Raw genomic sequence first — 12365 nt, 5'->3', positions numbered from 1 at the left:
ATGCAATCATTGCTCGTGGAACTTTACGTGCGGCCCGATCCGGGGGCGACCGACGCCGAGGCGGCGCTCGTCGACGATCTTGCAGCGCTGAGCCGGGTTCTCGTCGGTCTGACCGCTCGTACGCTCGCCGGCCTCGACGCGGAGCTGACTCTTTCCCAGTACCGCACGATGGTGCTGCTTGCCGCGCGCGGGCCGCTGCGCACGGTGGACCTGGCCGCCGCTCTCGACGTCCATCCGTCGACCGTGACGCGTACCTGCGACCGATTGATCCGTCGGGGTCTGGTGGAGCGACGCCAGGGCACCACCGATCGACGGGTGGCGTGGCTGGGCCTCACCGACACGGGGCGTCACCTGACCGGTACGGTGACCCGCGGTCGCTCGGACCGGATCCGCGAGCTGGTCCGTGCCGCCGGTGTCGCCGGCTCGGCCAGTGGCCGGAAGCTGATCAGCCGGCTGGTGTCCGCGGCCGGTGAGCCGACCGAGGCCGAATGGTGGCAGAACTGGGCGGCGGGTGATCGCACCGGGGAGATCGCCTGAGGAGCCGGCCACGACGCTCTGGTCGTCCCGGTGTCTCCATGAGGTACGAAAGTCGCAACGCCGAGCCCGAAACCGTGCCGGGTGGGCGGCGAGGAGGCCGGCGGTCCGTTGTCGCTTCCGGCGCCGATGTCACGCAACTGTCATGGCTCCGCGGAATGACCTCCACGATCGGCGCGCAGTGTGGTCAGGGAAGTCGCAACCAACAAGAAGCGCACAGGAGCCTGCCGTGACCGCACCTCCTCCCCTCCCACCGGAGTGTCGGGTGCCCCGGGTAGAGATCGACATCGTCGAGGAACTCGCCCTGCCTCAGCTGTCCGAGGTCGGTGTGGCCATCGACCGGGTCCTGTCTCTGCAGCCAATGGAGGTGGTGATCGACTTGTCCGAATGCCGGCATGTCGACGCAGCGGCGATCGGCCTGCTGCTGGATGTGAGACGGCGTCTGAACCGTCGCGGCGCGGTGCTCACCATCCGCGCGCCGCATCCGCGGATCCGGCGGATCCTCGACACCGCAGCCCTGGACGGTCCCCCGCACGTCGTCACGTCACCGGCGCCGGTTCGGCAGCCCTCGAACGACCCCCGGCGTTCCCGGCCAGGGGCCGTGCAGGGACGGGCGCGGGTCGCCGCCGCCGAGTACTGACCGAGCGTCGGGGGAAGGAGAACCTGTGAGTGGGATCAGTTTGGTCACCGCCGTGGCCGTCGGCGTCGTGGTCGGCCTCCTCGGGCGACTCGCCCTGCCGGGCCCGAAGGCCGCGCCCGTGTGGCTGACCGTCTCGTTCGGCGTGGCGGCAGCTCAGCTGGGTTCCATCATCGTTCGTCTGATCGGAGTCGATCCGGACGCCTGGATGCCACGGTCGGTGGCTCAGGTGGGGCTCGCAGTCCCCGTGGTCGTCTTCGCCCTTGTCGCCGCCGGGCATCGGCGGCCGCAGGACGACGCGACGACGGCACGACGGTGACGGTCGGTCGGGAGGGGCGGGAACTGATGAGGGAGGCGGCGGAATGATTCCCTGGCCATACCCCGAGCACAACCATCGCCCCGAGGACAGCCCTCCATCGGAGGAGGACCTGCGGCTCGCCGCGCTGGTGTCCCAGCGGATCAGCATCGACTGGAGCACCCGCCGGCAGCAGATATCGGTGACCGTGCAGAACGCCGTGGTCATCCTCACCGGCGTCGTCAACGACCCGGACACCAGGACGACCGCCGGTGAGCTGGCCTGGGACGTTCCTGGCGTCTTCGACGTGTGCAATGCGCTCACCCTGCGCGGTCGGGGTCGTGGCCGACGATGAGTCGCAGGCCTCCCCGGCGCTCGGCGTGGCCCGCTCCGACGTCGATGGGCGCCGTCGCGACCCGTGGCGCCGCCGGGCCACCCGGCTTCGCCGAGCATCGTGCGCACCGCAGGGAAAACAGGTGAGGTGGCTGTCGATCACGCCCACTGTCCGGGCCACCGGGACCATCGTGGTGGTGTTGCACGGTTCACTGCGTCGGGCCGACACCACCGTACTGGCCGAGACCGTCGGCGCGCTGCTGCGCACACACCGGCCGACGCGGATGGAGATGGACGTATCACGGCTGCTGGAGCTGGAGCCAGGGACCGCCGAGGCGGTGCTGGCTGTGCTGGGAACGGCCGCTCGGGAGGGCACCACCATCGTGGTCACCCACCCATCGCCACGGGTACGCGCACAGCTGTCGAGCGCCGGAGCGGAGGGCTATCTGGCGTGATCCTGCTGCCGCCGTTACTCGGCGCCGATGGACTCGTGCGCCGGCTGGTTGGCGACTCGCGGCCGGGCTGCGGGCGTGACGACGTCCTCGCCTTCGAACCGGAGCCGTCGCCTGGCGGCCGCCGAGATACGAACGCCCTGGGGCGGCCCCGGTTCGTACTCATCGCGTCGTCGCGTCGGGCCAGCCGACCGACATACGGCGCGGTCGGGCAGCGATCAGCGCCGACGCCAGGCGGCAGTCCCTGCAGCGGCGGCGGCCAGCCCGGCGGCGGTCAACCTTCGGTGCCGGGACAGCCACGCCTGGGGGCTGCGACTGTGGGAGCGGCCGGTGAACTCGCCTCGTGCGCCGTAGTCGTGCCCGCCCGGCCCGTCGAGCGGCTGCCACAGATTGTTCGGGCGGTCGTGATCCGCGGGCCGGGCGGTCTGCTGCGACTTGTAGCCGGTGCGGGCCAGGTAGCGGTCGAGCAGTCCCGGGGCGACCCGGTTGCCGAGGATGGTCAGCACCGTGGACATGCCGACCCAGTACTCGCGGCGCCCGGGCCGGTCGGCCGCGCCGACGATCGCGCGGGCGGCGACCACCGGTTCGTAGATCGGCGGTACGGGTTGGGCGTGCCGAGGCAGCCGGGACAGCAGCCAGTCGAACTGGGGGGTGTTCAGCGCCGGCAGGTGCACCATCGTCACCCGCACGTTGCTGCGCTCATGCAGCAGCTCGCAGCGCAGCGACTCGGTGAACCCGACGATCGCGTGCTTCGCCCCGCAGTAGGCGGCCTGCAGGGGGATGCCGCGGTAGGCCAGGGCGGAGCCGACCTGCACGATGGTGCCCCGGTCGCGGGGGACCATCTGGGACAGGGCGACCCGGGTGCCGTGCACGTAGCCCAGGTAGGACACCTCCATGGCCCGGCGGAACTCCTCCGGCCGGGTCTCCTGGAACGGTGCGAAGACCGAGCTGAAGGCGTCGTTGATCCACAGGTCCACCGGGCCGAACTCCGCCATGATCCGCCGACCGGCGGCCACCACCTGCTCGTGGTCGGCCATGTCGACCTCGATCGGCAAGGCGCGGCTGCCGGCGGCACGTACCTCCTCGGCCACCGCGTCGAGCCCGACCCGGCCCCGGGCCAGCAGGGCGATCTCGATACCCCGCTGGGCGAGCAGGCGAGCGGTGGCCCGGCCCACTCCCGCGCTCGCGCCGGTCACCACCGCCACCCGGACGTCCTGCACCCGCCTGCCCATGTCGCCTCCCGTCGTCGCTCTCGACGAGGCACTACCCGTCCGCGCCCGGACCAGTCGCCGGGACCGGCCCGATGTGCGGGTTCGGGTGGTTGCCGGAAGTGAGCAGCCCTGAGGCGTTTCTGGGGTGGGACGCCGGGAAGAACGATTCCGAGGCCGCCGAGCCGAGAGGAGCCCTTCGCATGCCCGGAGCGCACCCGCAGCCGGTCGTCCTCGGCGGGATCTGCGGCCGGGCGACGCGGTAGGGCGGACGACATGCCAGGTACCGACACCGAGCCGAACACCGGGGTCACCCCGGCCGTGCTGCGCGACTACGCGCTGCTCGCCGACGGGCACCGGGGTGCGCTGATCGGCCCGGCGGGTGACGTAGCGTGGTTGTGCGCCCCCGGCTGGTCCGACCCGGCGGTCTTCAGCACCCTGCTGGGTGGGGCGGGCCGGTTCCTGGTCACTCCGGCGGGCGGGCGGTACGTGTGGGGTGGGCACTACGAGCCGGGATCGTTGATCTGGCAGAGTCGATGGGTCACCGGGGACGGCATCGTCGAGTCCCGCGAAGCGTTGGCCTTTCCGGGCGAGCGGAAGAAGTTGGTCCTGCTACGCCAGATCCGCGCGGTGGAGGGACCGGCCCGGGTCCGGGTGGTGGTGGACCCGCGGGCCGACTTCGGCCGGGAACCGGTCCGCGACGTCGCCCGCGACGGCGATCGGTGGCTGGCCCGTACCGGCGGGCTGCACCTGCGGTTCCACGGCGGGAGCGAGCTGCGGCGGGACCGGCACGGCTTCCTCGTCGGCGAGCTGACGCTCCCGGCCGGGGGCCGGCACGACCTGGTGCTGGAGGTCGCCACCGGCCCGTTGGAGCAGCCGTGCCAGCAACCAGCGGAGTTGTGGCGGATCACCGAGCACCACTGGTCGGCGGTGGTGCCGTCGCTGGCCGGACCGGCCCGCCGTGACGCCGTGCTGGCGTACGCGGTGCTGCGCGGCATGACCCGCCCGGGCGGCGGCATGGTCGCCGCCGCCACCACCGCCCTGCCGGAACGCGCCATGGCCGGGCGCAACTACGACTACCGGTACGCGTGGATCCGCGACCAGTCCTTCGCCGGGCAGGCGTCGGCCCTGGTGCGCCGCTTCGACCTGCTCGACGACGCGGCCGCCTTTCTCACCGACCGGGTGCTGGCCGACGGGGACCGCCTCGCCCCCGCCTACACCGTCGACGGCGGTCCGGTCCCGCGGGAGCACGGGCTGCCCGACCTGCCCGGGTACCCGGGGGCACGGGCCCGGACCGGTAACTGGGTGCGCGGGCAGTTCCAACTCGACGCGTACGGTGAGGTGCTGATGCTGCTGGCCACCGCGCAGCGGCACGACCGGCTGGACAGCGACGGGCAGCGGGCCATGGAGCTGGCGGCCGATGCGATCGACCGGCGCTGGTCGCAGCCGGACTCCGGCATCTGGGAGCTGCCGCCGCGGCACTGGACCCACTCGAAGCTGACCTGCGTCGCGGGACTGCGGGCGGCCGCGCGTGCGACCATACCGGCGCTGGCGGGGCGCTGGACGGCGCTGGCCGACCGGATCCTCGCCGACGCGGCGGCCCACGGGCTGGCGGCGCAGGGGCACTGGCAGCGGTCCTACGACGACGACCGGGTCGACGCGGCGTTGCTGCTACCCGGCATCCGGGGTGCGCTGCCCCCGCAGGACCCGCGCACCGGGCTGACCCACCGGGCGGTCCTGGCGGAGCTGGCTCAGGACGGTTACCTGTACCGGTTCCGGCCCGACCGACGGCCGCTCGGCGACGCCGAGGGCGCGTTCCTGCTCTGCGGGTTCGCCGCCGCCCTGGCCGCCTGGCAGGCCGGGGACGCGGTCGGGGCGAACCGGTGGTTCGAGCGCAACCGCGCGGCCTGCGGACCGCCCGGGCTCTACACCGAGGAGTACGACGTGCGACAGCGCCAACTGCGCGGCAACCTGCCGCAGGGGTTCGTGCACGCGCTGATGCTGGAGACGGCGGTGACGCTCGGTCAGGTCGACCCGTGCCACTGACCGGTCAGCGGCCCGGACCGGCGATCAGCGCCAGACCGGTCTCCGGGTCCACCCGTTTGGCCAGCTCCGGGGCCACCTCGGTGACGATCACCTCGAGGGTCGGCCACACCTGTGCGGAGAGCAGGTGCCCGCCCACGGTGCTGCCGTCGGCGCGGCCGAGCACCGCGTGCACGTGCAGCACCGGCTCGCCGTCGCGGGAGGCCACGTCCCCGAGCAGGGACAGCACCTCCACCTGTTCCCGCACCGGGATGCGCCGGTAGTCGCGGCGTTCCCGGTCGAACCATCCCACCTCGGCCTGCTGGAAGCCGCCCACTGCGGTGACCCGGCCGGCGCGCAGGTCGTGCCGGCGCAGCGCGGCGCCGATGACGGAGACGGGCTCCTCGCCCTTGTCACAGACGACGACCAGCACCCGGCCGGTCGGTTGGTGCAGTTCCTCGGTCCTCACGGTGTTCCCCCTTGTCTGGCGACGGCGACGCCCAGCGCCGCCCAACCGGCGGCGACCACCGCGTTGGCCAGTGCGGCGGGCCGCTGCCGGCGGTCGACGGCAGCCAGGGCGAGCGCGGTCAGCGAATGGATCGCGTCGACGGCCGCACCGGCGGCGAACACGCGTGGTGTGGGCCGCGCGCCGGTCGCCGCCGCCTGGACGATGTGCCGGGCGCCGAGCACCCGTAACGTACCGACCGCCGTGGCGGTGCCGGGGCCCAACGGCCGCAGCGGCAGGCCGGGCGCGAGCAGCAGCAGCCCGCCCCAGGCGAGTCGGCCCACGACCAGCACGTGCCGCAGCGGCGGTTCGACGGACCGGCGCGTCATCTCACGCCACCCGGTACTGCTGCGCGTGGTCGGTGCGGAAGTCCAGGCCGGTGCCGGGACGGTCCAGCGGCACCGGGAGGCTACCGCCGGTCGCCGGTGCCGCACCGTCGAAGAGCATGGACTCGATCCGTACGTGGTCGTGGAACCATTCCAGGTGCCGCAGGTTGGGCACGGCGGCGGCGACCGGCAGGTGCTGGTGCGGTGCGCAGTGCCCGGACACCTGGAGGCCCGCGGCATCCGCCACCGCCGCTGCCCGCAGGAACTCGCTGATGCCGCCGCACCGCGTCACGTCGATCTGGAGACAGTCCACGTACGGGGCCATCCGGTGGAAGTAGACCAGGTCGAAGCCGTACTCCCCCGCCGCCACGTCCGGGTTGACGTGGTCGCGGACCAGGCCGAGACCGGGCAGGTCGTCGGAGCTGACCGGCTCCTCGAACCAGCGCACGTCCAGGTCGGCGGCGGCGCGCGCGACCCGGATCGCCTGCTTGCGCTGGTAGCCGCCGTTGGCGTCGACGTACAACTCGGTGTCGTCGCCGATGGTGCGGCGGGCGGCGGTCATCCGGTCCAGGTCGCGGGCCACCTCGGTGCCGCAGGACTCCCCTATCTTGATCTTCACCCGGGGGATGCCCTGCTCGTGCACCCAGTCGGCGAGCTGCCGGTGCTGCCGCTCGGCGTCATAGGTGGTGAAGCCGCCGCTGCCGTAGACCGGCACCTCATGGCGGGCGGCGCCGAGCAGCCGCGCCAGCGCTAGGCCGTGCCGGCGGGCCTTGAGGTCCCACAGCGCGCAGTCGGCGGCCGACAGGGCGAGCCCGGCGACGCCCGGCCGCCCGGCGTTGCGCAGCCGCCGCTGCATGCTGGTCCAGGCCGCCGGAACGTCGTCCGGGTCCAGTTCGGCGACGACCGGCGCCAGCAGGTCGGTCACCACCGGCACGACGGCCGTCGGCCCGTACGTCCAACCGGTCCCGGTGCAACCGTCGGCCTCGGCCCGGACCAGCACCATCGTGGTGCTGGTCCAGGCCAGGGTGCCGTCACCCTCGGGAGCGTCGGTCGGAATCCGGTACGCCTCGGCGGCCAGCCGGATCCCGGTCATCGGGTTCTCCGGCGGGCCAACGCGGCCAGCGGCGCGAGCGCGGCGACGCCCACCAGACCGGCCGTCGCCCATCGCGAGATGGCCGAGGGGTGGCGCGGCCGGTCGGCCCAGCTCTGCTCCGGACGGCCTGACACGCCGTCGTGGCGCAGGCCGGCGCGGAGCAACTCGGCCAGGTGGATCGCGGAACGGCCGGCGGCAGAGCTCTGCTCGACCTGGGTACGGCAGCTGAACCCGTCGGCGAGGATCACGTCGGTCTCGGCGGCGTCGCGCACGGCGGGCAGCAGGACCCGCTCGGCACATGCCTCGGAGACCTCGTAGTGCCCCTGCTCGAAGCCGAAGTTCCCGGCCAGACCGCAGCAGCCGGAGTCGAGGAACTGGGCATCGACTCCGGCCGCGGACAGCACGGCCCGGTCGGCGGCGGTGCCGAGCACGGCGTGGTGGTGGCAGTGCGTCTGGATCAGCGCGTGCGCGTCGAGGTGGGGCGGCTGCCAGCCGGGGCTGTGGTCGTGCAGCAGCTCGGCGAGGGTGACCGTCTGCTCGCGCAGCCGGGTGACGTCGTCGTCGGCGGGGAACAGCTCGTGCGCGTCGCTGCGGAAGACCGCGGTACAGCTCGGTTCCAGCCCGACGATCCGGGTGCCGGCGCGCAGGTGCGGGCGCAGGACGTCGACCGTGCGGCGCAGCACCCGCTTGGCGATGTCGAGCTGCCCGGTGGAGATCCAGGTCAGCCCGCAGCACACCGGCCGGTCCGGTACGCGCACCCGCCAGCCCGCCGCCTCCAGCACCTCCACCGCCGCCCGCGCCACACCGGGGTGGAAGTGGTTGGTGAAGGTGTCGGGCCAGAGAACGACCTCACCGCGGGCGCCGTCGCCGGTCGGGGTCCGGCGGGCGAACCAGTGCTGGAAGGATTCCGGCGCGAAGACCGGGACGTCGCGGCGCTGGTCGATCCCCCCGAGTGTCTTGGCCAGGCGGCCGAGGCCGGGCGCGTGGGCGAGGGCGTTGACCGTGCGCGGCAGGCGGGCGGCGACGGCGGCCACCAGGGGCAGCCAGCCCATCGAGTAGTGGCTCCGGGGGCGAAGCCGGCCGGCGTAGTGGTGGGACAGGAACTCGGCCTTGTAGGTGGCCATGTCCACGTTCACCGGGCAGTCGGCCTTGCAGCCCTTGCAGGCCAGGCAGAGATCGAGCGCGTCCCGTACCGCCTCCGATCGCCAACCGTCACCGATGGTCCCGCCGCGCGCGCTGCCGTCGAGCATCTCGAACAGCAGCCGCGAGCGGCCCCGGGTCGAGTGCTCCTCCTCCCGGGTGACCATGTACGACGGGCACATCACGCCACCGGAGTGCCGGCGGCACTTGCCGACGCCGACGCAGCGCAGGACGGCGTTGCCGAAGCTGCCGCCGTCGTCCGGGTAGGCGAAGGCGGTGTCCACGGCGCCGTGGTCGTAGTCGGCGCCCAGGCGCAGGTGGCTGTCCAGCGGGTAGGGGGGCATCACCTTGCCGGGGTTCATCCGGTCGTCCGGGTCGAAGATCGCCTTGAACCGGCCGAACGCCCGGATCAGCCGGTCGCCGTACATCTTCGGCAGCAGCTCGCCGCGGGCCTGCCCGTCGCCGTGCTCGCCGGAGAACGAGCCGCCGTAGGAAACGACCAGGTCGGCGGCGCGTTCGAGGAAGGACCGGAAGTCGCGGAGCCCGTCGGCGGTGCGCAGCCGGAACGGAATGCGGGTGTGCACGCAGCCCTGCCCGAAATGGCCGTACAGCGAGGCCTGTTCGTAGCCGTACTCGCGGTAGAGCGCTTGGAGGTCACGCAGGTAGCCGCCCAGCCGGTCCGGGGCGACCGCCGAGTCCTCCCACCCTGGCCAGGTGTTCTCCGAGTCGGGTACGTGGGCGGTCGCGCCCAGCGCGGACTCGCGGACTCCCCACATCCGCTTCTCGTCGGCGGGGTCGGTGAACTCGTGCACCGTCGGTCCGCCGTCGCGCCGGACCGCCGAGATCAGCCGGTCGGCGGCCTGCCGCGCCTCCTGCGGGGTGTCGCCGCCGAGCTGGACCATCAGCCAGGCACCGCCCTCGGGCAGCTCGTGCAGCGCGTGCGGGTGCAGGCTCTTGCGCCGCTCGAAGCTGACCAGCTTGTCGTCGATGCCCTCCAGCGCGATCGGCTCGTGTTCGAGAACCCGGGGCACGTCGTCGCCGGCCGCCGCGATGTCCGGGTAGCTCAGGAACACCATCGACTGCGCCCGGACCACCGGCACCAGCTTCAGCCGGGCGCGCAGGATGGTGACCAGGGTTCCCTCCGAGCCGACCAGGGCCTGCGCGAGGTGGAAGTTCTTCTCCGGCAGCAGGCTGTCCAGGTTGTAGCCGGAGACGCGCCGTGGGATGTCCGGGTAGCGGGTACGGATGTCGGCCAGGTACTCGTCCCGCAGCGCACGTAGCTGCCGGTAGATCTCCGCCTTGCGGCCGCCGTCACGCTGGATGCGCGCGTACTGCTCGTCGGTGGTCTCCCCCACCCACATCCGGGTGCCGTCGTAGAGCAGCACCTCGAGCTCGGCGACGTTGTCGACCACCTTGCCGGTGCGCTGGGCGGTGGCACCGCAGGAGTTGTTGCCCAGCATGCCACCGAGGGTGCAGTGGTTGTGGGTCGCCGGGCGCGGGCCGTACTCCAGTCCGGTCGGCCCGAGCTGCGCGTTGAGCTCGTCGAGGACGATGCCCGGCTCCACCAGGCAGGTCCGGTTGTCGGCGTCGACCTCCAGCAGCCGGTGGCAGTACTTCGACCAGTCCAGGATCACCGCGGTGTTGGTGCACTCGCCGGCCAGGCTGGTGCCGCCGCCGCGGGAGGTGAGCGGCGCGTGGTGCCGGCGGCAGACCGCGACGGCGGCCACCGCGGCCTCCACCGTGCGCGGCACCACCACGCCGAGCGGCACCTGCCGGTAGTTGGAGGCGTCGGTGGAGTAGGCGGCGCGGGAGCCGTCGTCGAAGCGGACCTCCCCGTCGACCTCGGTGCGCAGATCGGCGGCGAGTGCCGCGAGGTCGACGTCGTGCGCGGGTTCGGGCGGGCGCAGGAGCGGTTCGGGAAGCAGGACCTCGCTCATGACCGCAGCTCGTTGATCTTGTCGCGGGCGACGGTGGCGAGCGTGGCGGCCTTGTGCGGCTGGCCGCGCAGGAACGCCTCGGTGAAGTGCTTCGCCTGGTCGTACTTGACCTTTCCGGGCATCGGCGGCTCGTTCGGATTGACGTCGCAGTCGACCAGTGCCGGACCCGGATGGGCAAGGGCCTCCCGGATCGCGCCCGGCAGGGTCTTCGCGTCGGTCACCTTGACGCCGAACGCCCCGCAGCCGCGCGCCCAGGTGGAGAAGTCCGCCTCCGGCTGCCGGTGGCGCACCGCGTACTCCGGGTAGCCGAGGACGATCTGCTCCCACAGGATCTGCCCGTACGAGTTGTTGTTGTTGACCACCACCTTGATCGGCAGCTCGTGCCGCACGGCGGTGAGGAACTCGGCCATCAGCATCGCGAACCCGCCGTCGCCGACGTACGCGATCACCTGCCGGCCCGGGTGGGCGTGCTGCACGGCGATCGCGTACGGCAGGCCGGGCGCCATGGTGGCCAGGTTGCCGGAGAGGTAGAACTCGCGGTCGCCGCGGATCGTCCAGTGCCGCGCCGACCAGGTCGCGATGGTGCCGGAGTCACAGGTGAGGATCGCGTCGTCGGCGGCGGCCTCATCGATGCAGCCCATCAGGTACTGCGGCGCGATCGGGGACCGCTGCGGGTCCACCAGGCTACGCATCTCCGACCGCCAGTCGTTCATCTTGCCCTGGTACTTCTCCAGGAACGCCCGGTCGGGCGAGTGGCCGAGCATCGGCAGCAGGTCCCGCAGGGCCAGGCGGGCGTCCGCGCAGACCGGCGCCTCGACCGGCAACCGCATGCCGATCAGGCTCGGGTCCACGTCGATCTGCACCACCGTCGCCTGCCCCGGCGACGGCAGGTACTTCCCGTACGGGAAGGAGGTGCCCACCATCAGCAGGGTGTCGCACTCCTCCATCAGCTCCTCGCTCGGCGCGGTGCCGAGCAGGCCGAGACCGCCGGTGGTCATCGGGTGGTCGTCGGGCACCACCAGCTTGCCGGGAAGTGTCTTGACGATCGGGCTGGCCAGCGCCTCGGCCACCGCGAGCACCTCCTCGCGGGCCCCGCGGGCCCCGACGCCGACCAGCATGGCGACCTTGCGCCCGGCCTTGAGCACCTCGGCGGCCTTCGTCAACTCCCGGGGGTCCGGCGGCAACTGCGGGTAGGACATCAGCGCGGCGCTCGTCGGCGGCTCACCGGGGCTGACGTGCCGGTACGGGTCCTCGGAGGCGAGCGCCACCTGCACGTCGTTGGGGAAGGTCAGGTGCGCGACCGTCCGCTTGGACAGGGCATTGCGGATGGCGATGTCGACCACCCCGGGCATCTGCTGCGGATTGGTGACCATCAGGTTGTACGCGGCGACGTCCTGGTAGAGCTGGGTGGTGTGCACCTCCTGCTGGTAGTTCTGCCCGAGCACCGAGGTCTCCTGCATGCCGGTGATGGCGAGGACCGGCACGTGGTCGAGTTTGGCGTCGTAGAGCCCGTTGAGCAGGTGGATCGCGCCGGGGCCGGAGGTGGCCACGCAGACGCCGAGCCGGCCGGTGGCCTTGGCGTAGCCGGTGGCCATGAACGCGGCGGCCTCCTCGTGGTGCACCAGCACGAACCGCAGCTTCTCCCGCTGCCGACGGAACCCCTCCATCAGCCCGTTGATGCCGTCGCCGGGCAGGCCGAACACCGTGTCGACCCCCCACTCCACCAGTCGCCGGGCCAGGCTCTCGCCCACTATCTCCTGCACGTCGTCCTCCTCGTTCCGGGGGTCTGTCCGCCCTGGTCGGGCCCGCTCTGGTCCGGCTCGCTGCGACCGGGGACCGGACACGACGGGCCAGGGCGGACGAAGCGGCGGCTACCCGGCCCC

The 12365-nt window shown here is 72.7% G+C and carries 12 protein-coding genes; 6 read left to right on the top strand and 6 right to left on the bottom strand.

All coding sequences use genetic code 11. The annotated features are described in order from the left end of the window. The 5 genes from GA0074704_RS15130 to GA0074704_RS15110 all read left to right on the top strand — a co-directional run bounded on the left by GA0074704_RS15130 (position 1) and on the right by GA0074704_RS15110 (position 2254). The gene (locus tag GA0074704_RS15130; RefSeq protein ID WP_088971111.1) at positions 1–537 is read left to right on the top strand and encodes a MarR family winged helix-turn-helix transcriptional regulator; all 537 of its coding nucleotides are present in this window, start codon (positions 1–3) and stop codon (positions 535–537) included. Positions 538–763: 226 nt separating this feature from the next. Next, a complete protein-coding gene (locus tag GA0074704_RS15125; protein WP_088971110.1) occupies positions 764–1174 on the top strand; it encodes an STAS domain-containing protein in 411 nt (136 codons plus the stop codon). 52 nt (positions 1175–1226) lie between these two features. Then, positions 1227–1490 carry a hypothetical protein gene (locus GA0074704_RS15120; RefSeq protein WP_231926447.1) on the top strand — a complete coding sequence of 88 codons (264 nt, stop codon included), beginning with the start codon at positions 1227–1229 and terminating at the stop codon, positions 1488–1490. Between the two features lie 43 nt (positions 1491–1533). Beyond that, positions 1534–1821: a BON domain-containing protein gene (locus GA0074704_RS15115; RefSeq protein ID WP_088971108.1), complete on the top strand. Its 288-nt coding sequence runs from the start codon at positions 1534–1536 to the stop codon at positions 1819–1821. 121 nt (positions 1822–1942) lie between these two features. Next, positions 1943–2254, top strand: a complete 312-nt coding sequence (locus GA0074704_RS15110) for an STAS domain-containing protein (protein WP_157743691.1) — start codon at positions 1943–1945, stop codon at positions 2252–2254. Between the two features lie 215 nt (positions 2255–2469). Here the strand turns inward: GA0074704_RS15110 and GA0074704_RS15105 are convergent, their stop codons facing one another. Then, positions 2470–3483, bottom strand: coding sequence for an SDR family oxidoreductase (locus GA0074704_RS15105; protein ID WP_088971106.1), 1014 nt, complete (start codon positions 3481–3483; stop codon positions 2470–2472). A 252-nt stretch (positions 3484–3735) separates the two neighbouring features. Here GA0074704_RS15105 and GA0074704_RS15100 point away from each other — a divergent pair, with 252 nt between their 5' ends. Next, entirely contained in the window at positions 3736–5505 is a 1770-nt protein-coding gene (locus GA0074704_RS15100) for a glycoside hydrolase family 15 protein (RefSeq protein ID WP_088971105.1), read from the top strand. A 4-nt stretch (positions 5506–5509) separates the two neighbouring features. Here GA0074704_RS15100 and GA0074704_RS15095 read toward each other — a convergent pair whose 3' ends face one another. The 5 genes from GA0074704_RS15095 to GA0074704_RS15075 are packed head-to-tail and all read right to left on the bottom strand — an operon-like array spanning position 5510 to position 12245. Continuing rightward, positions 5510–5950 (bottom strand): PPC domain-containing DNA-binding protein, encoded by a 441-nt coding sequence (locus GA0074704_RS15095; protein WP_088971104.1) that lies wholly within the window; start codon positions 5948–5950, stop codon positions 5510–5512. Then, complete coding sequence (locus GA0074704_RS15090; RefSeq protein ID WP_088971103.1) at positions 5947–6315, bottom strand: hypothetical protein; 369 nt, start codon at positions 6313–6315, stop codon at positions 5947–5949. The genes GA0074704_RS15095 and GA0074704_RS15090 overlap by 4 nt, the downstream gene beginning before the upstream one ends. Before the next feature lies 1 nt (position 6316). Further along, the gene (locus GA0074704_RS15085) at positions 6317–7405 is read right to left on the bottom strand and encodes an enolase C-terminal domain-like protein (RefSeq protein ID WP_088971102.1); all 1089 of its coding nucleotides are present in this window, start codon (positions 7403–7405) and stop codon (positions 6317–6319) included. Next, entirely contained in the window at positions 7402–10482 is a 3081-nt protein-coding gene (locus tag GA0074704_RS15080; RefSeq protein WP_088971101.1) for an FAD-binding and (Fe-S)-binding domain-containing protein, read from the bottom strand. Before GA0074704_RS15080 ends, GA0074704_RS15085 begins: the two co-directional genes overlap by 4 nt. Continuing rightward, entirely contained in the window at positions 10479–12245 is a 1767-nt protein-coding gene (locus GA0074704_RS15075) for a thiamine pyrophosphate-dependent enzyme (RefSeq protein ID WP_088971100.1), read from the bottom strand. The genes GA0074704_RS15080 and GA0074704_RS15075 overlap by 4 nt, the downstream gene beginning before the upstream one ends. Positions 12246–12365: the final 120 nt, after the last annotated feature.

This window comes from Micromonospora siamensis (genome assembly GCF_900090305.1).
Classification (GTDB): Bacteria; Actinomycetota; Actinomycetes; order Mycobacteriales; family Micromonosporaceae; genus Micromonospora; species Micromonospora siamensis.
Note: the sequence above shows the minus strand (reverse complement) of the source record. Positions and strands in the feature narration are given on the sequence as shown.

Bases quoted from the DNA above. Each gene is read 5' to 3' on its own strand.
- GA0074704_RS15130 (WP_088971111.1), top strand. From the start codon at position 1: ATGCAATCATTGCTCGTGGAACTTTACGTGCGGCCCGATCCGGGGGCG.
- GA0074704_RS15115 (WP_088971108.1), top strand. From the start codon at position 1,534: ATGATTCCCTGGCCATACCCCGAGCACAACCATCGCCCCGAGGACAGC.
- GA0074704_RS15105 (WP_088971106.1), bottom strand. From the start codon at position 3,483: ATGGGCAGGCGGGTGCAGGACGTCCGGGTGGCGGTGGTGACCGGCGCG.
- GA0074704_RS15100 (WP_088971105.1), top strand. From the start codon at position 3,736: ATGCCAGGTACCGACACCGAGCCGAACACCGGGGTCACCCCGGCCGTG.
- GA0074704_RS15090 (WP_088971103.1), bottom strand. From the start codon at position 6,315: ATGACGCGCCGGTCCGTCGAACCGCCGCTGCGGCACGTGCTGGTCGTG.
- GA0074704_RS15085 (WP_088971102.1), bottom strand. From the start codon at position 7,405: ATGACCGGGATCCGGCTGGCCGCCGAGGCGTACCGGATTCCGACCGAC.
- GA0074704_RS15080 (WP_088971101.1), bottom strand. From the start codon at position 10,482: ATGAGCGAGGTCCTGCTTCCCGAACCGCTCCTGCGCCCGCCCGAACCC.